Here is a 20300-nt window from a genome sequence, read left to right on the forward strand (position 1 = left end):
TCATGAAAGTCTGAACATATGTGGTTTACCCGCATTAGCATCGGCAACCCGGTCCTGGCCACCATGATGATGATGGCCTTCGTGGTGCTCGGCCTCTTCTCCTACAAGCGCCTGCCGGTGGACCAGTTCCCGGACGTGACATTTCCGGTGGTCGTGGTGCAGACCGACTATCCCGGCGCTTCGCCGGAAACGGTCGAGTCCGACGTCACCCGCAAGGTCGAGGAGGCGGTCAACACCATTAACGGCATCAACAGTCTGACCTCGCGCTCCTATGAAGGCTCGTCGGTGGTCATCATCGAATTCACCCTGACGGTCGACCCGGCCCAGGCGGCGCAGGATGTGCGCGAAAAGGTGGCGCTGGTCAAGGCGGCATTCCGCGATGAGGTCAAGGAACCGCGCGTGACGCGTTTCGACCCGGCGGACCGGCCGATCTATTCGGTCTCGGTTGCCAATGACGGCAGCGCCACAGCGCACAGCATGCGCGAGCTGACGGTGATTGCCGACCAGGTGGTCAAGAAGCGCCTGGAAAATGTCCGCGGCGTCGGCTCGGTGACGCTGGTCGGCGGCGTCATGCGCGAAATTAACATCTATATCAAGCCGACCGAAATGGAAGCGCTCGGCATCGGCGTCGACCAGGTGATCCAGGCCTTGCGCAATGAAAACCAGGAATTGCCTGCCGGCGCCGTGCGTACGCAAAGCAATGAAAACGTCGTGCAGATCCAGGGCCGCATCAAGGACCCGGCCGATTTCAACCGACTGATCGTCGCCCGCCGCGGCGGCCAGCCGGTATTGCTGTCGCAGATCGCCACCGTGGTGGATGGCCAGCAGGAGCAGGAAAGCCTGGCGCTCTATAACGGCCAGCGCACCCTGGCACTGGATATCCTCAAGGCGCAGGGCCAGAACACCATCGAAGTCACCGATGGTCTGGATGCCGCCATCAAGGAGCTCCAGCCAACGCTGAAGGCGCTCTACCCTGGCGTGAAGCTCGAAGTCATCAAGGATAGTTCGCGCCAGATTCGCACCGGCGTACAGAATGTGCGGCAGACGCTGTTCGAAGGCGCGATCCTGACCATTCTGATCGTGTTCCTGTTCCTGAACTCCTGGCGCTCGACCGTCATCACCGGCCTGACCCTGCCGGTGGCGCTGATCGGCACCTTCCTGTTCATGTACATGTTCGGCTTCACCATCAACATGATCACCCTGATGGCGCTGTCGCTGTGCGTGGGGCTGTTGATCGACGATGCGATCGTGGTGCGGGAAAACATCGTGCGTCACGCCGGCATGAAGGTCAACGGCCGCTACAAGAGCCACCGCACCGCTGCTCTCGAAGGCACTAAGGAAATCGGCCTGGCCGTGCTGGCGACAACCTTCTCGATCGTCGCTGTGTTCCTGCCGGTCGGCTTCATGGGCGGCATCATCGGGCGCTTCTTCCACCAGTTCGGCATTACCGTGACGGCGGCCGTGCTGATCTCGATGTTCGTCTCCTTCACGCTGGACCCGATGCTGTCTTCCATCTGGCCCGATCCCGCGGTGCATGGCCGCCAGGGTCCGCGCCGCGGCTGGTATGCGCACACCATCGGTCGCGTGCTGGAACAGTTCGAGCGTTTCGTGCAATGGCTGTCGGTAACGTATCAAAGCTTGCTGAAATGGTCACTCCGGCATCGCAAGGCCACACTGGCGATCGCCGCGGCCACCTTCTTCGGCGGTTTCCTGATTCCCGCTACCGGCCTGATCGGCTCGGAATTCGTGCCGCAGGCCGATTATTCGGAAACCGGCGTGACATATAACACGCCGGTTGGCTCCTCGCTGGAATTCACCGAGACCAAGGCGCGCCAGGTCGAAGCGGTTTTGCGCGAATTCCCGGAAGTGCGCGACCTCTACACGACTATCAACACCGGCGCCGCCCAGGGCAAAAACTACGTCACCACCTTTGTCCGCCTGAAGCCGCGCAGCGAGCGCACACGCAGCACGATCCAACTGGCGCAACCGTTGCGCCAGCGTCTCTCTCAGGTAGCCGGCATCACCGTCACCCACATCGGCTCGCTGGATGGCGTCGGCGGCGACAACAAGCAGATGCGCCTGTCCATTCTTGGGCCGGACCTGAACCAGCTGGCGCGGTTGTCCGAGCAAGTCCAGGACAAGATGCATGCGATTCCCGGCGTGGTCGACCTGGACTCCAGCCTGAAAGCGCAAAAGCCCACCATTTCGGTCGTGCCCCGGCGTGAAATCGGCGCCGACCTCGGCGTGGGCGTGGCACAGATCGGCATGGCGCTGCGCCCCTTGCTGGCAGGCGAAGCAGCCAGCAGCTGGCGCGCCCCAGATGATCAGAACTACGACGTCAACGTGCGCCTGGCGCCGGACGAGCGCCGCGATATCGACGACCTGTCGCGCCTGATGCTGGCCAGCAGCCAGACCAATGCCGACGGCACGCCGAAGATGGTGCCACTGCGCCAGGTGGCAGACATCACGCCATCGCTGGGCGCCAACCAGATCAACCGGCGCGATCTGAACCGTGAAGTCGAACTCTCCGCCAACGTGGTCGGCCGCTCGGCGGGACAAGCCAGCGCCGATGTCAAGGCGGTCCTGGATGCCATGGCTTGGCCGCCGGGCTATCGTTACCAGATCGGCGGCGCCACCAAGAGCATGAACGAATCCTTCGGCTATGCCCTGGCAGCGCTGTTACTGGCAGTGATCTTCATTTACATGATCCTGGCTTCGCAATTCGCCAGCTTCCTGCAGCCGATCGCCATCATGTCTTCGCTGCCGCTGACACTGATCGGCGTCTTCCTGGCACTGATGATGTTCCGCTCGACGCTGAACATGTTCTCCATCATCGGCTTCATCATGCTCATGGGCCTGGTGACCAAGAATGCCATCCTGCTGGTGGATTTTGCCAATCAGGCAAGAAAACAGGGCATGGAGCGCGGCGCCGCATTGCTGGAAGCGGCTCACGTCCGCCTGCGCCCGATCCTGATGACGACGCTGGCCATGGTGTTCGGCATGGTGCCGCTGGCTTTCGGCATGGCGGAGGGTTCCGAGCAGCGCGCGCCGATGGGCCAGGCTGTCATCGGCGGCATCATTACTTCGTCGCTGCTGACGCTGGTGGTGGTGCCGGTGATTTATACCTACCTGGACGATTTCACGGTCTGGGCCAAGGCCAGGCTGGGCATTCGCCAGAGCAGCGGCGCCGCCAGCCTGGAAGCCCTGCCGCAGTCGCGCCACGAGGACCCCATTTGATAGAATGAGAGGTTGTTTCAGCAAGCCCTAATTTTATTTTTTCGCAGTGAGCCAAAACCATGAACATTGAACAAGCCCGCTTTAACATGATTGAACAGCAGATCCGCCCCTGGGATGTGCTGGACCAGGAAGTCCTGGATACGCTGCTGGTCGTCAAGCGTGAAGATTTCGTGCCGGCCGATCACAAGAACCTGGCGTTCATGGATACCGAGATTCCCCTGCCGTGCGGGCAAAACATGTTCACCCCCAAGCTGGAGGCGCGCATCCTGCAGGAAGTCGCGCTCAAGAAGCATGAAAACGTGCTGGAAATCGGCACCGGCTCCGGCTACATGGCCGCACTGCTGGCACACAAGGCACGCCATGTCACCACCGTCGAGATCGAGCCGGAGTTGAAGGCACTGGCGGAAAAGAACCTGGCAGCCAACGGCATTACCAACGTCAAGGTGGAACTGGGCGACGGCGCTCGCGGCTGGGCCGGTTCCGGCAGCGATGCGGCGCCATATGACGTGATCGTCGTGTCGGGCGGCTTGCCGGTACTGCCGGAAAGCTTCCTGCAACAGATCAAGATCGGCGGCCGCATCCTGGCCATAGTCGGCTCGGCGCCGGTCATGTCGGCCGAACTGGTCACCCGCGTGTCCGACACGGCGTACAACACCGTCAAGCTGTTCGAAACCAACGTCAAGCCGCTGAAGAACGCGGTCGCTCCTTCGCAATTCCGCTTCTAGGACATCACTATGCAGCATCTCACCGCACCCGAATTGGCAGCCTGGCTGGCGGACGACTCGCGCGAAGCGCCGCTCCTGCTGGATGTGCGCGAACCCGATGAGTTCGCCTATTGCCATATCGAGGGTGCGGTGCCGATGCCGATGCAAACCGTACCGGCGCGAATGGGCGAACTGGATGACGAGGCCACCATCGTCTGCATCTGCCATCACGGCATGCGCAGCATGCAGGTTGCCCGTTTTCTCGAGCAGCATGGCTATGCCAACATCCTGAACCTGACCGGCGGCGTTCATGCCTGGGCGCAGCAGGTCGACCCCGAAATGCCCACGTATTAACCGGATTCGAAAGCCGGATCGCCCTACGGAGAACAAGTAATGCGCCCCACCCTGATTGCCTCGCTGCTCGCCGGCAGTTTCCTGTCATTGTCTGCCCATGCGCTCGACCTGCTGCAGGTCTATCAGCAGGCGCTCGCCAATGACCCGGTCTATACCAGCGCACGGGCCACGCTCGCGGCCGGCCAGGAACGGGAGACGCAAGGCCGCGCCGGCCTGCTGCCCACCATCGGAGCGTCCGGCAGCTATACCCGCAGCGAGATCGATTCGCCCGCCTTCGGGCGCAACGTGCGCACTAATAACTACGGCATTTCCCTTTCTCAGCCGCTGTTTCGCTGGGCGAACTGGGAACAGTACCAGCAAAGCAAACTGTCGGTAGCCGCCAGCGAAGCGCAATTCGCCCAGGCCCAGCAGGATTTGATCGTGCGCGTTTCGCAAGCCTACTTCGACGTGCTGGCCTCGCAGGATACGCTGACGTCGCTGCGGGCGCAAAAGACAGCCATCTCCGAACAGCTGGCCTCGGCCAAGCGCAATTTCGAGGTCGGCACCGCCACCATCACCGATACCCAGGAAGCGCAAGCCCGCTACGACCTCACGATCGCGCAGGAACTGGCGGCGCAAAACGACCTGGATATCAAGCGCAATGCGCTGCAGCAGATCATCGGCAAGCCGGCCGGTGACCTCGCAGGACTGCGCCCGGGCGTGCAAATCAATGCGCCGGCACCAGCCCAACTCGACCAGTGGGTGGAAAGCGCCGAAAAACAGAACTACAGCGTCATCGGCCAGCAACTGGCCCTGGAAATTGCCCATCGCGAGATCAGCCGCAATCGCGCCGGCCACTTGCCGACTGTCGACCTGGTGGCGTCCCGCACCCGCAACAACCAGAGCGTCAGCACCCTGACCACGCCAAGCGGCACGACCGACAGCACCAGCGTCGGCGTGCAATGGACCATTCCGATCTTTTCGGGTTTCGGTACCACCAGCCGGGTACGCGAAGCGATTGCCCTGGAAGACAAGGCTAGAAGCGACCTGGAAAACATCCGCCGCACCGCCGCCCAGTCCGCGCGCCAGGCTTATCTTGGCGTGACCAGCGGCCTGGCGCAGGTAAAGGCGCTGGAAGCGGCGGAACGCTCCAGCCAGCTGGCGCTGGAATCGAACCGCCTGGGCTACCAGGTAGGCGTTCGCATCAATATCGATGTGCTCAATGCGCAACAGCAGCTCTACACCACCCGCCAGAACCTGGCCAAGGCGCGCTATGACACCATCGTCAATGGCTTGCGGCTCAAGTCCGCCGCCGGCACGCTCAAGGAAGAGGACCTGGCAGCGGTCAACACCCTGTTGCAGCCTTAAATCTTCTTAAGTCTCTTCACTAACCTGCGCTGCGCCGCAATGACGGCGCTTGCTGCAGGCTATCCATGCAGGCATCAACCAGGCGCTGGGCATCTCGCGCCAAATCGAAGCTCTCCGGCGAGATCAGCCAATTACTGAGCAAACCGCGCCAGCTGGCGTGAAACAGGATGGCGGCCAGCTTCGTATCCAGGTCAGGCGACAGCTGGCCGTGCGCAACAGCGTTTTTGAGCGTGCGTTCGATATTGCGTGCGCCGGTATTCAGCGTATCCTGCTGCAGAGCGATGAATTCCTGGGCGGTATCGCTGTATTCGCAACGGTGAAACAGGATCGCGAACACCTTGCGCGCATGCGGGTTAACGGCAGTCTCGCGAAGAACGAACAGACAAGTTACCTGTAATTGGCCCAGAGGATCGTCGCCAGTGCCCTCCGCGCTTTCCCGCACCATTTCCACCATCGGCAGGCGCACCCGTTCACACATCGCGTTAAACAACTCCAGCTTGTTCTTGAAATGCCAGTAAATCGCGCCGCGCGTGACATTTGCCGCTTGGGCAATTTCCGCCAGCGAAGTGCGCGCCACGCCCTGCCGGTGAAAGACATCCTCCGCCGCATCGAGAATCCGGCTGCGCGTTTCCAGCGCTTCTGCTTTGGTTGCTCTTGCCATATCGTGTTAATTATCCGGAAACTGCATGCACAGGCAGCGCATTACAAGCTATATCGCAAGTTACAACAGCCGGGGAAAATTTACATACAACAGTGAATGTATATATATAATACCGCCAAGCCAGTCATTACCAAAATAGAATAACCGGCTCACTTCAGCAGCATTGTCACGCCGACCGGCGACCGTGCCCGGCGGCTTCATCATTTTTGTACGAGCTAGCCATGAATTCACTCGGCCGTTTCACCCCGTTCGCCATTCTTGCCGTCTCCGCCATGTTAAGCGCCTGTGTCGATCAGGCCGGTGCAGCCAAGGCTCCCGCTGCGCCTCCTCCCGCTGAAGTGGCCGTGCTTACCGTGGCGCCGCAGCGCGTGGCCCTCAGCACCGATCTGCCGGGCAGGCTGGAAGCGGCGCGCATTGCGCAAGTTCGTGCGCGCGTACCCGGTATCGTGCTGCAGCGAGCCTTTCATGAGGGCAGCGATGTCAAGGCTGGAGACGTACTGTTTCGCATCGACGATGCGCCATTCCAGGCGACTTTCCAGAGCGCCCAGGCAGCTCTGGCCAAGGCTGAAGCCAACCTCGCGCAAATCACCCTGAAGGCACAACGCTATGCCGCGCTGGTGGATACCAATGCCATCAGCAAGCAGGAATTTGATGACGTGACGGCGGCTCAAAAACAGGCTGCCGCCGATGTCGCCACCGCCAAGGCGGCACTGGCGACGGCACGCCTGAATCTCGGATACGCCACGGTGACGGCGCCGATTACCGGCCGTATCGGCCGTGCTCAGGTCACCGAAGGCGCGCTGGTCGGGCAAAACGAGGCCACGCCTCTGGCCACGATCCAGCAACTCGACCCGATTTACGTCAATCTGACCCAATCCAGTTCCGAAGTGCTGCAGCTGCGCCAGGCATTGGCAGCTGGCCAGTTGAAAAGCGTCGGCCGCGGCGAAGCCAAGGTGAGATTGCTGATGGAAGATGGCCGTCCCTATCCGCATCCGGGCAAACTGCTGTTTTCCGACATGACGGTGGATGAAAGCACCGGGGGAGTCATCGTGCGCGCCGTGTTTCCGAATCCCGACCGCCTGCTGATGCCGGGGCTGTTCGTGCGTGCGCAACTGGAACAGGCGGTCAGCGAAAACGCCATCGTGGTGCCGCAGCAAGCGGTGCAACGCGGCGCCGACGGCGCCAGCGTGATGGTGGTGGATCCCAACAACAATGTCGCCGTCAAGCCGGTCAAGGCCGACCGCAGCCAGGGTGATGCGTGGATCGTCAGCGAAGGATTGAAGCCGGGCGACCGCATCATCGTCGAAGGCGTGCAAAAAGTGAAGCCAGGGGCAACCGTCAAAGCCGTGACGTGGACGCCTGGAGATGCGGGCAAGGCCGCCAAGGATGGCAAGCCGGTCGCCTTGCAGGTTAAGGCCCAATAAAGCAACCGCACAGGAACCCCGTCATGGCAAAATTTTTTATCGACCGCCCGGTTTTCGCCTGGGTGATCGCGTTGTTCATCATGCTGGCCGGCCTGCTGTCGATCCGCGGCCTGCCGGTAGCGCAGTATCCGACCATTGCGCCGCCTTCGATCGTCATCACTGCCACGTATCCCGGCGCGACCGCGAAAATCCTGGACGAAAGCGTCACCAACATCATCGAGCAGGAAATGAACGGCGCCGATGGCTTGCAATACATCGAATCGGAAAGCCAGTCCAATGGCGTGGCCATGACCACGGTCACGTTCGTGCCGGGCACCAATCCTGATCTCGCCGCTGTCGACGTGCAAAACCGTATCAAGCGCGTCGAGCCCCGCCTGCCGCAGGCCGTTCTGCAGCAAGGCGTGCAGGTCAATAAGGCGCGCAGCAACATCCTGCTGTTCATTACCCTGACCACCACCGATGGCAGCCTTGACCCGGTTGCGCTGGGCGATTACCTGTCGCGCAATGTGCTCAACGAAATCAAGCGCGTGCCCGGCGTCGGCCAGGCGCAACTGTTCGGCACCGAGCGCGCCATGCGTGTCTGGGTTGATCCCGCTAAATTGGCTGGGCTGAAGCTGACGCCTGCCGATGTCACCAATGCCATCCGCGCGCAGAATGCGCAAGTTTCGGGCGGCACGCTGGGCGATCTGCCCAGCCCCGGCACGCAGCAAATCGCCGCCAGCGTCATCGTCAAAGGCCAGCTTGGCAGCGCCGAGGAATTCGGCAAGATCGTCCTGCGCGCCAATCCCGATGGCTCGGTGGTGCGGCTGGCTGACGTCGCCAAGATCGAGATCGGTGGACAGACTTACGCCACTTCGGCGCGCACCAACGCCAGCCCCAGCGCGGCGATCAGCGTACAGCTTTCGCCGACCGCCAATGCGCTTGGCACCGCCACGGCGATTCGCGCCAAGATGGAAGAGCTCAAGCGCTACTTCCCGGCCGGCATGAAGTACGAGATCCCTTACGACACCTCGCTGTTCGTCAAGATTTCTATTGAAGAAGTGGTCAAGACGCTCTTCGAAGCCGTGCTGCTGGTGTTTTTGGTGATGTACCTGTTCCTGCAGAATATCCGCTACACGCTGATCCCGACCATCGTCGTGCCGGTCGCGCTCTTGGGTACGCTGGCGACCATGCTGGCCTTCGGTTACTCGATCAATGTGCTGACCATGTTCGGCATGGTGCTGGCGATCGGCATCCTGGTCGACGATGCCATCGTGGTGGTGGAAAACGTCGAGCGCATCATGAGCGAGGAAGGCTTGTCGCCGCGCGATGCCACCCGCAAGGCCATGGGCCAGATCACCGGCGCCATCATTGGCATCACGCTGGTGCTGATCGCGGTGTTCATCCCGATGGCTTTCTTTGGCGGCGCGGTCGGCGCGATTTACCGGCAATTCTCGCTGTCGATGGTGGCATCGATGGTCTTTTCCGCGCTGATGGCGCTGACGCTGACGCCAGCTTTGTGCGCCACGCTGCTGAAGCCCATCGAGCCCGGACACCATCATGAAAAGAAAGGCTTCTTCGGCTGGTTCAACCGCCGTTTCCATAGCGCTTCCGTCGGCTACCAGGGCATGGTTGCGAAAATGCTCGGCAAATCGATGCGTTACATGGTGATCTATGCGGCAATCATCGGCTGCGTGGCGTTGATGTACTCCCGTCTGCCGTCATCCTTCCTCCCCAGTGAAGACCAGGGGTATGTGATGACGAACATCCAGCTGCCGCCTGGCGCCTCCACCGGCCGCACGTTGGAAGTGATCAAACAGGTAGAAGACTATTACATGAAGCAGCCCGCGGTAGACCATGTCATTGCGGTGCTCGGCTACAGCTTTTCGGGACGCGGCCAGAATGCCGGCCTGACTTTCGTGTCGCTGAAGGATTGGAAAGAACGCGGCCCGAACGACTCCGCACTTGCCATCGTTGAGCGCGCCAAGGGAGAGTTGTCGAAGATCCGCGACGCCATCATCTTTCCGGTCAATCCGCCGCCGATCCGCGAACTGGGCAATGCCTCCGGCTTTACCTTCCGCCTGCAAGACCGTGCCGGCCTCGGCCCGGACGCCTTGCTGGCCGCGCGCAACCAGCTCCTGCAACTGGCGGCCAACAGCACCGTGCTCAAGGGCGTGCGTCCCGAAGGCCTGGAGCATACGCCGCAGCTGCAACTGGACATCGATCGTGACAAGGCCAATGCGCTCGGCTTGAGCTTTGCCGATATCAACGCGACCATCTCGACCGCGATCGGCACCAGCTATGTCAACGACTTTCCGAACCAGGGACGCCAGCAACGCGTCATCGTCCAGGTCGATGCGCCGCAACGCCTGCAGCCGGAAGACTTGATGCGGCTGTACGTGCGCAACAATCGAGGCACGATGGTTCCGCTGTCATCCTTCGCCACTTCGCGCTGGACCACCGGACCGGTGCAGCTGGTGCGCTTCAACGGTTATCCGGCCTACCGCATCTCGGGTGAAGCCGCGCAAGGCCGCAGCACCGGCGAAGCGATGGAAGAAATGGAAAAACTGGCGGCGCAACTGCCGGCCGGTATCGGCTACGAGTGGACGGGCCAGTCTTTCGAAGAAAAAACTTCCGGCTCGCAAGCGCCGGCATTGTTCCTGCTGTCCTTGCTGGCGGTGTTCCTGGTGCTGGCCGCGCTCTATGAAAGCACGTCGATTCCGCTGGCGGTGATGCTGGTGGTGCCGCTCGGCATTCTCGGTTCGCTCCTGGGCGCGTCGATACGCGGCTTGCCCAACGATGTATATTTCAAGGTGGGCCTGATCGCCATCATCGGCTTGTCGGCCAAGAACGCTATTCTGATCATCGAATTTGCCAAGGATTTGCATGCCCAAGGCAAAGGCTTGATCGAAGCGACCCTTGAAGCGGCGCAACTGCGCTTCCGCCCGATTATCATGACTTCGCTGGCATTCATCCTCGGCGTCTTGCCCCTGGTGATCGCATCAGGGGCCGGTTCGGCCAGCCAGCGCGCCATCGGGACCGGCGTCATGGGCGGCATGATCACCGCGACGGTCCTGGCGGTGTTCCTGGTGCCTGTCTTCTTTGTCGTCGTCAGAAGAATTTTCAAGGGAAGCGAGCGGCAGCGCCGCATGTATGCCGCACACCTGGAAGAACAGAAGGAAGGAGAAGTTGTATGATCAAACCTGCCCTTTGCCTGCTCGCGGCAAGCCTGTTGGCGGGCTGCACGCTGGCGCCGCGCTACGAGCGCCCGGCAGCACCGGTAGCGGCAAGCTTCCCCGCCGACACCGCCGGCACAGCACGTAAAGCCAATGAACTGGGATGGCGCGAATTCTTTACGGATGCCCGCCTGCAGGCATTGATCGCCTCGGCGCTCGAAAACAACCGTGACTTGCGCACAGCCGCCCTGCGTATCGAAGAAGCGCGTGCGCTCTACAATATTCAGGCTGCAGATCTGCTCCCCAACCTGAACGGCGTGGTATCCGATTCGAATGCACGGATATCGACCTCGCAGTCTCCCGCTGGCGTATCGGCGGTCACGCGCAGTTACCAGGTCGGTCTCTCGCTAGCATCCTTCGAGCTGGACTTCTTCGGCCGTGTACAGAGTCTCAACGAGGCCTCGCTGGCGCAATACCTCTCCACGGAGGAAGCGCGCAAGGCTGCCCAGATCAGCCTGATCGCGGAAGTTGCCAAGGCTTACCTTGCCGAACGGGCGTTCGACGAGCAATATGCATTGGCCAAGAAGACGCTGGAAGGCCGGGAAGAAGCCTTCCGCCTGGCCAAGCAGCGCTTTGACGTCGGCGCTTCCTCCGCGCTTGATCTGCGCCTGAACGAAACCCTGGTCGGTTCGGCGCGCGTGGCACTGGCGACACTGGCCCGCCAGCGTGCGCAAGCCGGCAATGCGCTGGCACTTTTGGTTGGCAATCCGCGCACTAACCTGTCCGCAGCTCAGCCTCTGGAATCGCAAGGCATCGTGACGGAATTGCCTGCCGGTCTGCCGTCGGACTTGCTGACGCAGCGCCCGGATATCCGCGCCGCCGAACAACGCCTGCTGGCCGCCAACGCCAACATCGGCGCCGCGCGTGCTGCATTTTTCCCGCGCATTTCGCTGACTGCAGGGCTGGGCACCGCCAGCAATACCTTGTCGGGCTTGTTCGATGCCGGATCGCGCACCTGGTCCTTCGTACCGCAGCTGACCTTGCCTATTTTTGACGCAGGCCGCAACAGTGGCAACCTGGATCTGGCGCATGTCCGCAAGAACATCGCCATCGCCGACTATGAAAAATCCATCCAGGTGGCATTCCGCGAAGTGGCCGATGCGCTTGTCGCCCGCGGCACGCTGAACGAGCAGCTCGATGCGCAACAGGCCGTCACGGCTGCGCAGGCCGAACGCCTGAAACTGGCCGACCTGCGCTTTCAGAATGGCGTCGCCAATTCGCTGGAAGTGCTGGATGCGCAACGCGAGTTGTTCAGCGCGGAACAGACGCTGGTACAAACCCGGCTGCTGCGACTGACGAATGCCATCGACTTGTACCGCGCGCTTGGCGGCGGCTTGCTGGAAAACGCTGCAGTTGCTGCGAAATAGGCCTCAACCTGTCGCCTTAGTCATGGCGCCATCACGTTGCCGGCGATTATTTGATCAGCGGTTCGAGCAGCGCCATCGTCCTGGCAGTGGCGCCCCGGTGCTGCTCCGCAAAGGCCTTGGCCTTGGCACCCATGACGATGCGCTCTACATCCGAATGCAGCAGACGCGATGCCTGCTGCAGCATGGTTGCCGCATCGGGAATGCGGATGGCGGCGCCGGCATTCACCGCATCTTCGCTGATCATGAGGAAATTATGGGTGTGCGGACCGATCAGCACGGGCTTGCCAAGCGCACAGGCCTCGATAAGGTTCTGGCCGCCCAGCGGTAGCAGGCTACCGCCGATGAATGCCACGTCGCAGGCGGCATAGTAAGCGAACATCTCTCCCATCGAATCACCCAGCAATACCTGCACCTCAGGGCCGATCCAGTTCGTCCCCAGCTCCGAACGACGGCATAGCATCATGTTGCGCAGGGCAATCATGCGCGCCACCTCGTCGAAGCGCTGAGGATGGCGCGGCACAATGATGACCAGCACCTGCTGCATATCGCACTGCGCCATGGCATCCAGGATCAGCTGCTCTTCCCCCTCGCGCGTGCTGGCGCACAGCAGGACCGGGCGCGTGCCGATCTGGGCACGCAGCGCAGTACCGCGAATCAGAATTTCCGGAGGCGGCGTGACGTCAAACTTGATGCTGCCGGTGACATGGACGTTCGCTGCGCCCATCTGGCGCAAACGCGCCGCATCGGCCTCGGTTTGCGCAGCGATGCAGGCAAAACCCCTGGCTGCTTCTTCCATCAGGCTCGACAGGCGCTTCGCCCGTTTTAGAGAACGTTCAGACAGGCGCGCATTTATCAACGTGACTGGAACCTGCCGGGCAACGCATCCGGCAATCAGGTTGGGCCACACCTCGGTTTCCATCAGCATGCAAATGCGCGGCTGAAAATGCTTCAGAAAGCGACGTACCATCCAACCGGTGTCATACGGCGAAAAAGCCTGGATCACGCGACTACCATGCTTGCCAAACAAGGCCTTGCCGGTGGCACGCCCGGTCGGTGTCATATGGGTCAGCAAAATATCGGCGTCCGGATAGGCAGCCAGCAGGCTATCGATCAACGGTTCGGCAGCCCTGGTTTCACCGACGGAAACCGCATGCACCCACAACAGGCGGCGTTGCGAATCATGCCCGATATTGCCGTAAAAGCCGAGCCGCTCGGCAATGTGCTGCCGGTAGCCAGGCTCATAGCGGCCGCGCCAATACAGACGCAGCAGAACGAGCGGCAAGACAAGCCACCAGGCAAGCGTGTATAAGCGGCGCATCAATGGAAAAAGCGGCCTGCAGACCGCTTAGGAAAAGACCTTGCCGACGCGGCAAAGCCGATGGGGAAATGCATGCTTGTCATCGGCCTTATTATGCCGCCTGTCCGTTTGTTGCGCCCGGTTCCGGCGATTGCAGCTGACGCATCAGTATGGAAGCACAGCGTCGGGCTTGGCGCCGAGAATGACACGCTTGAACTCACCCTGAATGCGCTGCAAGGCTTCCAGCGACTCTGCTTCGAAACGCATCACGATCACCGGCGTGGTATTGGAAGAACGCGCCAATCCGAAACCGTCCGGGTATTCGACGCGCAAGCCATCGATCGTGATGACCTGATCGGCGCCGGGGAAGCGCGCCTCGCCTTGCAGCTTGCTGATCAGCGTGAAGTTTTCGCCTTCCTGCAATTTCAACTGCAGCTCCGGCGTCGACACCGATTGCGGCAAGGCATTCAGGATGGCGGAAGCATCCTTCTGCCGGCTCAGCAATTCCAGCAGGCGCGCACCGGCATACAAACCGTCGTCGAAGCCGTACCAGCGATCCTTGAAAAAGATGTGGCCGCTCATCTCGCCGCCCAGCGGTGCGCCGGTTTCGCGCATCTTGGCCTTGACCAGCGAGTGACCGGTCTTCCACATCAGCGGCTGGCCGCCGCGCTGGCTGATCCATGGCGCCAGATGGCGGGTGCATTTCACGTCATACAAAATCTGTTGCCCCGGATTGCGCGACAACACCTCTTCGGCAAACAGCATCAATTGCCGGTCCGGGTAAATGATTTGCCCATCCTTGGTCACGACACCCAGACGGTCGCCATCGCCATCGAAAGCCAGGCCGATTTCCGCATCGCCATCCTGCAGGCAGCGGATCAGGTCTTGCAGGTTTTCCGGATGGGCCGGGTCGGGATGATGATTGGGGAAATTGCCATCGACTTCGCAAAACAGTTCAGTGACTTCACAACCCATGGCGCGGAACAGATCGCCCGCGAAGGCGCCGGCCACGCCATTGCCGCAATCGACGGCGATCTTCATCGGCCGCGCCAGCTTGACGTCGCTGACGATCCGCTGCAGATAGGCATCCTTGAGATCATGCTGACGATAGTTGCCCTCACCCGTCGCGAACTCGCTCTTGACGATGGTTTGATACAGGGCCTGAATGGCGTCGCCATAAATGGCGTCACCAGCCAGCACCATCTTGAAACCGTTGTAATCGGGAGGGTTGTGGCTGCCGGTGACCATGATGCCGGAACGCGCATCCAGCACCTGCGTGCCGAAATACACCAGCGGCGTGGCCACCACGCCAAGGTCGATGACATTGATGCCCGTCGATTGCAATCCCTCGGCCAAGGCGCTGGCCAGTTCCGGCCCTGACAGGCGGCCGTCACGGCCGATCACGACAGTCGATTCACCCTTGGCGCGCACCGCGCTGCCGAATGCCTGGCCAATTTTTCTGGCGATGCCGGCATCCAGGGTTTTGCCAATGACGCCGCGAATATCGTATGCCTTGAAAATGCTTTGCGAGAGATTCACCATGTCGACTTTCGTTGAAGAGTATTAGGTCAGTGCAGCGTGGAGTTTACTGCCGATAGCGACACCTGATTTTGCGTACGCCAAATCAAGTCTTCGATACCGCATTGCGGCGTATAGCCCGGCACCATTTGCAACAACAACTCGCGCACGGCTTCGTGATCGTACTGGGCGCATGCCACCTCCAGTTTGGTGAGCAGTTCCTGCAGCAAGTTCCAGGGAATTTCCGCTTCCTGCGCGCGCATGATCAACGGATGTTCGGTGCCTTCGACATTCGAGCCGATCAACAGCTCTTCATACAGCTTTTCACCTGGCCGCAAGCCGACATGGCGAATTTCGATGGTGCCGTCCGGCGTCTCGTCGCTCTTGATTTCAAGGCCGCTCAGGTGCACCATGCGTCGCGCCATATCGATGATCTTGACCGGCTCGCCCATGTCGAGCACAAAGACATCGCCGCCTTCGCCCATGGAGCCCGCCTGCAGCACCAGTTGCGCCGCTTCCGGGATCGTCATGAAGTAACGGGTAATTTCCGGATGGGTCAAGGTAATCGGGCCGCCTGCCATGATCTGCTTGCGGAACAATGGCACCACCGATCCGGACGAACCCAGGACATTCCCAAACCGGACCATGCAGAAACGCGTGCCCTTTTGCTGGCGCGAGAAGGCTTGCATGATCAATTCCGCCAGCCGCTTGGTCGAGCCCATCACATTGGTCGGGCGCACGGCCTTGTCGGTCGATATCAACACAAAGCATTTCACGCCTGCTGCGACTGCGGCTTTCGCCATGCTCAGCGTGCCCAGCGCGTTGTTGCGGATGCCGTCGATCGGGTTAAATTCGACTAGCGGGACATGCTTGTATGCGGCGGCGTGATAAATCGTTTCGACGCCAAAATTGCGCATGATGCGCTCACACTTTTCCTGGTCGAGCACCGAGCCAAGGAAGGGCAACACTTCGATATCGAGATGCAGGCTTTTCCGCAAGCCCTGCAATTCCTGTTCGATCGAGTAGAGCGCGTATTCGGAAAGTTCAAACAAAACCAGCCGGCTAGGCTGCAGCTTGATGATTTGCCGGCACAACTCGGAACCGATCGAACCGCCTGCGCCACTTACCATGACGCTTTTGCCGGTAATGCACTTGGCAATCAGGTCGGGATTGGGCGCCACCGGATCGCGTCCCAGCAAATCCTCGATTTCGATTTCGCGCACATCTTCTACACGCGACGTCCCGGACATCAGACTTTCCATAGGCGGCATCACCCAGGTTTTGAGCTTCAGGGGCTCCAGCTTGTCGATGATGCGTCGCTGTTCTGCCTTGGATTGCGAAGGCATGGCCAGCACTACCCCGTCGATTTTTTTCTTGGCTACTAATGTCGCCAAATGATGGGTAGCGTAGACTTTCACCCCGCCAATGGTCGCACCTTGTAATTCATGCTTATCGTCCACGAATGCCACCGGCAGGTAATGTTGGCTAGCACGTAGCGCACCCAGCAACTGCATGCCGCCGCTACCAGCACCGTAGATTGCCACCCTGGGAATATCTGTTCCAACGGTGCTTGCATGAAGAAAGTAACTTCTCGCGACAAAGCGGCTGGCAACGACATATAAAATCGCTATCACCCAGTATATTCCTAGGGCTCCGCGTGAGATGCCGACATGATGCGTCATGGTTGCCAGTGCCGCCATAAGGATGACTGCAACACTAACTCCGCTTATAACGACATAGACAATCTTATGGTCGATAAAACGTACTACGGCACGGTAAAGCCCTATACGAATAAATATTGGAATTGAAATCGCAGGGGCAGCAACAAAGAGTGGAAAGTATTGTGCAAACAAGGTCGAGGTCATTCCCTCGTAGCGCAAGACGACTGCAACATAAAATGCCAATGGCAAAAACACCAGATCTGCCGCCACGGCGACCAATTTTTTGTAAAGCCGTGGTAATTCGAGAAACGATTTCATGCTGCAAAAACCATCTTATTATTTAAATTGCAATTTAAAAGCCAAGTAAGGGACTATACCATTCAGTCACAATTATTTCTCTACATACAAGGTAAATACCTGATCCTACGCAGAATATTTGCAACTGCGTTAATCAATGATGGCATTACAACTTGTTGAGAAATACGTTTCTGCCTAGAAGCAAGAATTCTAAAGGGAGTGCCGATACAAATCCATGCTCTCAGCAAGGTAGAATGCTTCAATCACCATCATTCCATCCGCTTCTTTATGCCCACATATGCCATCGGCGACCTGCAAGGATGCCGTCCAAGTCTGGATTTATTACTTGGAAAGATTGAGCAGGAAACACCTCAGGCTCGCCTGATTTTTGTGGGCGACCTTGTCAATCGCGGCCCGCAGTCTCTTGACACGCTACGCACCGTGCGGAACCTGGGAGACCGCGCCGTCGCCCTGCTGGGTAACCATGACCTGCACTTGCTGGCAGTGTCCCAAGGCATTCGCAAGGCGCATGGTAGCGACACGCTGGACGACATTCTGCATGCGCCGGATAGCAAAGAATGGATCGACTGGGTGCGCAGCCGCCCGCTGGTCCACATGGAAAATGAGCATTTGATGGTCCATGCCGGCGTGCTGCCGCAATGGACGGTGGAACAGACCCTGAGCCTGGCACAAGAAGTGGAAACTGTACTGCGCGGGCCGGACTGGGCTGACTTCCTGCGTGACATGTATGGCAACAAACCGGCCAAATGGGACGACAGCCTTACCGGCAGTGATCGGCTGCGCTGCATCGTCAATGCCCTCACCCGCATCCGGCACTGCACGTCAGACGGCGCAATGGAGTTGACCAACAAGGAAGCCTTTGGTCCGCACCTAGAAGGGTTTTTGCCCTGGTTCGCCTTGCCGGAGCGGCGCACGGCGGGCACGACGATTGTTTTCGGCCACTGGTCAACGCTGGGACTGGTGCTGCAGCCGAATCTGATCGGCCTGGATACCGGCTGCGTATGGGGCGGCAAATTGACGGCGCTGCGCCTGGAGGACCGCGCCACTATACAGGTGACTTGCCCACAATATCAGCGGCCCGGAGAATGACACACGCCTGGTCCAGCATGGCATGGCTACCAGCCGTCACGCGGCGCGACGCTCCGGCTCGATGGCAAGTTCCGACGCGATGGCATCTTGCGCCAGCTGTGCCAGCTCGCGCCTATGGCGGCCCGCCGTTTCGATAAGCGGCAACCTCACCAGCTCGGCACGGATCTTTTCACCTTTCAGTATGGTGAGCATGCTGTCGACGAAAGTCATGTCGCCAACGAAGGTAACAGAAGGATGGTAACGCCCATCCTGCCGCAGGTAGCGCAGCACGACTGGCTGAATCGGCACTTGCGCCTCGACCGCCGACTCGAACAGGTTGGAGTGAAAAGGCAATAGCTTGCCCTGTTCCGCTGTCGTTCCCTCGGGGAAGAAAGCCACTCGTTCGCCAGCCTGCAAGCGATGCACCAGCCCTTCATAAATGCGCCGGACGGCACGCAGATTGCCACGCTCGATAAAGATCGTGCCCGCCTTGTCGCATAGCCACCCGAGCAGGGGCCAGCCACGGATATCCGATTTGGCCACGAATTGGCAAGGCGTCCAGGAATTGATGACAAATATATCCAGCCACGAAATGTGATTGGCAACGACCAGCGCATGCACCGGCGCATCAGGCTTCGGATCGACCATCTCGACCTGCACTCGGCACAGGGCAAGCAGCTTGACCGACCAGCGGCGAATGAGGCGGCTACGGCCGGTTTCGCCGGCCAGGGAGAACAACAGCGCGCAAGTCAGCAATCCCGCCAACAGGTGCAGGCAGAGGCGCGCCAGCCTCAATGCCGTCATACGGCGACGCCCGATGATGCCGGCATGTTCAGACAGCGCCGCGTTCGAAAGCGACATGGCCGCCAACAATGGTGGCACGGACCTTCCCGGCGAGTTCATAGCCCAGGAAAGGCGTATGTTTTCCTTGGCTGGCGAGGGCCTTGGCTTCCACTTTCCAGCGCGCGTCGGGATCGAACAGGCAAATATCGGCTGCGCTTCCCACGCTCAGGCTGCCAGCTTTCAAGCCCGCCACCTTTGAGGCTTCGCTGGTGACCTTGCCGACCGCTCTGGACAATGCCTGGGAATCGGCGCCGCCGGCTTCCTGCACCCACTTCAGCGTCAGCGCCAGCAAGAGCTCCAGTCCCGTTGCACCCGGCGAAGCTTCACCGAAAGGCAGCATTTTTTCATCGTCATCGACAGGCGTATGGTCGGAGCAGATCGCATCGATGGTGCCGTCTGCCAGCGCCTGGCGAATCGCATCGCGGTCGCGCTGCGCGCGCAACGGCGGCGTCATGCGCGCATTCGGATCGAAGAAACCGATATCCATGTCGGTCAGATGCACGTGATGCACGCCGACGTCGCAAGTGATGGCCAGCCCTTCCTTCTTGGCCGCGCGCACCAGTTCCAGGCCCGCAGCGGACGACAGGCGGCACAGGTGCACGCGCGCGCCGGTCGAACGCATCAGCTCGAAAATCGTGTGCAAGGCCACTGTCTCGGCCATGACCGGCACGCCAGACAAGCCAAGACGCGAAGCAACGGCGCCGCTGTGCGCGATGCCGCCGCGCCCCAGGTGCGGATCCTGCGGACGCAGCCATACGGTATAGCCAAAAGTTTGCGCATACTGCAAGGCGCGCAGCAGCACCGTCGTGTCGAGGATCGGCTTTTCCGCCTGAGAGAAGCCGATGCAACCCGCTTCTGTCAGTTCGGCCATCTCGGTCAGCGCTTCGCCCTTCAGATCCATGGTCAGCGCGCCGAGGGGATAGACGTTTGCCTGATTGAGCAGGCGTGCGCGATGCTTGAGCATTTCCACCAGGCCCGGTTCATCCAGCACAGGATCGGTATCCGGCGGGCAGATCAGGCTGGTGACGCCACCCTGCACCGCCGCCTGCATTTCCGATTCCAGCGTAGCCTTGTATTCGTAGCCGGGTTCGCGCAGTCGCACGCTCAAATCCACCAGTCCCGGGAGTACCAGCAAGCCTTGCGCATCGATGGTGCGTTCGGCGGAAAAACCGGCAGGAGCGGAACCGATGCCGGCGATCTTGCCATCGGCGACATACACGTCTTGCTGCGCATCGATACCATTGGCCGGATCGATCACGCGGCCATTCTTGATATGGAGTTTCATA

At 60.3% G+C, this 20300-nt stretch carries 14 protein-coding genes; 8 read left to right on the plus strand and 6 right to left on the minus strand.

Translation table 11 applies throughout. The annotated features are described in order from the left end of the window. Window positions 1-18 precede the first annotated feature (18 nt). From EDC30_RS09375 to EDC30_RS09390, 4 genes are read left to right on the plus strand one after another with little or no spacing between them, the layout of a single operon-like run. Window positions 19-3237, plus strand: coding sequence for an efflux RND transporter permease subunit (locus EDC30_RS09375; protein WP_132258571.1), 3219 nt, complete (start codon window positions 19-21; stop codon window positions 3235-3237). Window positions 3238-3296: 59 nt separating this feature from the next. Further along, window positions 3297-3962 carry a protein-L-isoaspartate O-methyltransferase family protein gene (locus EDC30_RS09380; RefSeq protein WP_132258572.1) on the plus strand — a complete coding sequence of 222 codons (666 nt, stop codon included), beginning with the start codon at window positions 3297-3299 and terminating at the stop codon, window positions 3960-3962. Between the two features lie 9 nt (window positions 3963-3971). Beyond that, window positions 3972-4295, plus strand: a complete 324-nt coding sequence (locus EDC30_RS09385; protein WP_132258573.1) for a rhodanese-like domain-containing protein — start codon at window positions 3972-3974, stop codon at window positions 4293-4295. Window positions 4296-4334: 39 nt separating this feature from the next. Beyond that, window positions 4335-5642 carry a TolC family outer membrane protein gene (locus EDC30_RS09390; RefSeq protein WP_132258574.1) on the plus strand — a complete coding sequence of 436 codons (1308 nt, stop codon included), beginning with the start codon at window positions 4335-4337 and terminating at the stop codon, window positions 5640-5642. Between the two features lie 19 nt (window positions 5643-5661). Here the strand turns inward: EDC30_RS09390 and EDC30_RS09395 are convergent, their stop codons facing one another. Continuing rightward, window positions 5662-6303, minus strand: a complete 642-nt coding sequence (locus EDC30_RS09395) for a TetR family transcriptional regulator (RefSeq protein WP_132258575.1) — start codon at window positions 6301-6303, stop codon at window positions 5662-5664. A gap of 221 nt (window positions 6304-6524) precedes the next feature. Between EDC30_RS09395 and EDC30_RS09400 the strand changes: the two genes are divergently transcribed. The 3 genes from EDC30_RS09400 to EDC30_RS09410 are packed head-to-tail and all read left to right on the plus strand — an operon-like array spanning window position 6525 to window position 12309. Continuing rightward, a complete protein-coding gene (locus tag EDC30_RS09400) occupies window positions 6525-7727 on the plus strand; it encodes an efflux RND transporter periplasmic adaptor subunit (RefSeq protein ID WP_132258576.1) in 1203 nt (400 codons plus the stop codon). Between the two features lie 23 nt (window positions 7728-7750). Continuing rightward, window positions 7751-10903 carry an efflux RND transporter permease subunit gene (locus tag EDC30_RS09405; protein ID WP_132258577.1) on the plus strand — a complete coding sequence of 1051 codons (3153 nt, stop codon included), beginning with the start codon at window positions 7751-7753 and terminating at the stop codon, window positions 10901-10903. After that, entirely contained in the window at window positions 10900-12309 is a 1410-nt protein-coding gene (locus EDC30_RS09410) for an efflux transporter outer membrane subunit (protein WP_132258578.1), read from the plus strand. The genes EDC30_RS09405 and EDC30_RS09410 overlap by 4 nt, the downstream gene beginning before the upstream one ends. Window positions 12310-12355: 46 nt before the next feature. Here EDC30_RS09410 and waaA read toward each other — a convergent pair whose 3' ends face one another. The 3 genes from waaA to EDC30_RS09425 form a co-directional block, all read right to left on the minus strand. Continuing rightward, entirely contained in the window at window positions 12356-13627 is a 1272-nt protein-coding gene (gene waaA, locus EDC30_RS09415) for a lipid IV(A) 3-deoxy-D-manno-octulosonic acid transferase (RefSeq protein ID WP_132258579.1), read from the minus strand. A 144-nt stretch (window positions 13628-13771) separates the two neighbouring features. After that, the gene (locus tag EDC30_RS09420) at window positions 13772-15148 is read right to left on the minus strand and encodes a phosphomannomutase/phosphoglucomutase (RefSeq protein ID WP_132258580.1); all 1377 of its coding nucleotides are present in this window, start codon (window positions 15146-15148) and stop codon (window positions 13772-13774) included. A 26-nt stretch (window positions 15149-15174) separates the two neighbouring features. Next, entirely contained in the window at window positions 15175-17103 is a 1929-nt protein-coding gene (locus EDC30_RS09425) for a polysaccharide biosynthesis protein (protein WP_132258581.1), read from the minus strand. A gap of 267 nt (window positions 17104-17370) precedes the next feature. On the opposite strand from EDC30_RS09425, the gene EDC30_RS09430 reads away from it, so the two are divergent. Next, complete coding sequence (locus EDC30_RS09430) at window positions 17371-18192, plus strand: symmetrical bis(5'-nucleosyl)-tetraphosphatase (RefSeq protein WP_132258582.1); 822 nt, start codon at window positions 17371-17373, stop codon at window positions 18190-18192. A 36-nt stretch (window positions 18193-18228) separates the two neighbouring features. Here EDC30_RS09430 and EDC30_RS09435 read toward each other — a convergent pair whose 3' ends face one another. Further along, window positions 18229-19032 carry a lysophospholipid acyltransferase family protein gene (locus tag EDC30_RS09435; protein ID WP_243656709.1) on the minus strand — a complete coding sequence of 268 codons (804 nt, stop codon included), beginning with the start codon at window positions 19030-19032 and terminating at the stop codon, window positions 18229-18231. Further along, window positions 19004-20299 carry a dihydroorotase gene (locus EDC30_RS09440; RefSeq protein WP_132258583.1) on the minus strand — a complete coding sequence of 432 codons (1296 nt, stop codon included), beginning with the start codon at window positions 20297-20299 and terminating at the stop codon, window positions 19004-19006. The genes EDC30_RS09435 and EDC30_RS09440 overlap by 29 nt, the downstream gene beginning before the upstream one ends. Window position 20300: the final 1 nt, after the last annotated feature.

It is taken from the genome of Paucimonas lemoignei, from assembly GCF_004342585.1.
Classification (GTDB): Bacteria; Pseudomonadota; Gammaproteobacteria; order Burkholderiales; family Burkholderiaceae_D; genus Paucimonas; species Paucimonas lemoignei.

Bases quoted from the DNA above. Each gene is read 5' to 3' on its own strand.
- EDC30_RS09390 (WP_132258574.1), top strand. From the start codon at position 4,335: ATGCGCCCCACCCTGATTGCCTCGCTGCTCGCCGGCAGTTTCCTGTCA.
- EDC30_RS09405 (WP_132258577.1), top strand. From the start codon at position 7,751: ATGGCAAAATTTTTTATCGACCGCCCGGTTTTCGCCTGGGTGATCGCG.
- EDC30_RS09375 (WP_132258571.1), top strand. From the start codon at position 19: ATGTGGTTTACCCGCATTAGCATCGGCAACCCGGTCCTGGCCACCATG.
- EDC30_RS09425 (WP_132258581.1), bottom strand. From the start codon at position 17,103: ATGAAATCGTTTCTCGAATTACCACGGCTTTACAAAAAATTGGTCGCC.
- EDC30_RS09440 (WP_132258583.1), bottom strand. From the start codon at position 20,299: ATGAAACTCCATATCAAGAATGGCCGCGTGATCGATCCGGCCAATGGT.
- EDC30_RS09430 (WP_132258582.1), top strand. From the start codon at position 17,371: ATGCCCACATATGCCATCGGCGACCTGCAAGGATGCCGTCCAAGTCTG.
- EDC30_RS09435 (WP_243656709.1), bottom strand. From the start codon at position 19,032: ATGTCGCTTTCGAACGCGGCGCTGTCTGAACATGCCGGCATCATCGGG.
- EDC30_RS09395 (WP_132258575.1), bottom strand. From the start codon at position 6,303: ATGGCAAGAGCAACCAAAGCAGAAGCGCTGGAAACGCGCAGCCGGATT.
- EDC30_RS09385 (WP_132258573.1), top strand. From the start codon at position 3,972: ATGCAGCATCTCACCGCACCCGAATTGGCAGCCTGGCTGGCGGACGAC.
- waaA (WP_132258579.1), bottom strand. From the start codon at position 13,627: ATGCGCCGCTTATACACGCTTGCCTGGTGGCTTGTCTTGCCGCTCGTT.
- EDC30_RS09410 (WP_132258578.1), top strand. From the start codon at position 10,900: ATGATCAAACCTGCCCTTTGCCTGCTCGCGGCAAGCCTGTTGGCGGGC.
- EDC30_RS09420 (WP_132258580.1), bottom strand. From the start codon at position 15,148: ATGGTGAATCTCTCGCAAAGCATTTTCAAGGCATACGATATTCGCGGC.
- EDC30_RS09380 (WP_132258572.1), top strand. From the start codon at position 3,297: ATGAACATTGAACAAGCCCGCTTTAACATGATTGAACAGCAGATCCGC.
- EDC30_RS09400 (WP_132258576.1), top strand. From the start codon at position 6,525: ATGAATTCACTCGGCCGTTTCACCCCGTTCGCCATTCTTGCCGTCTCC.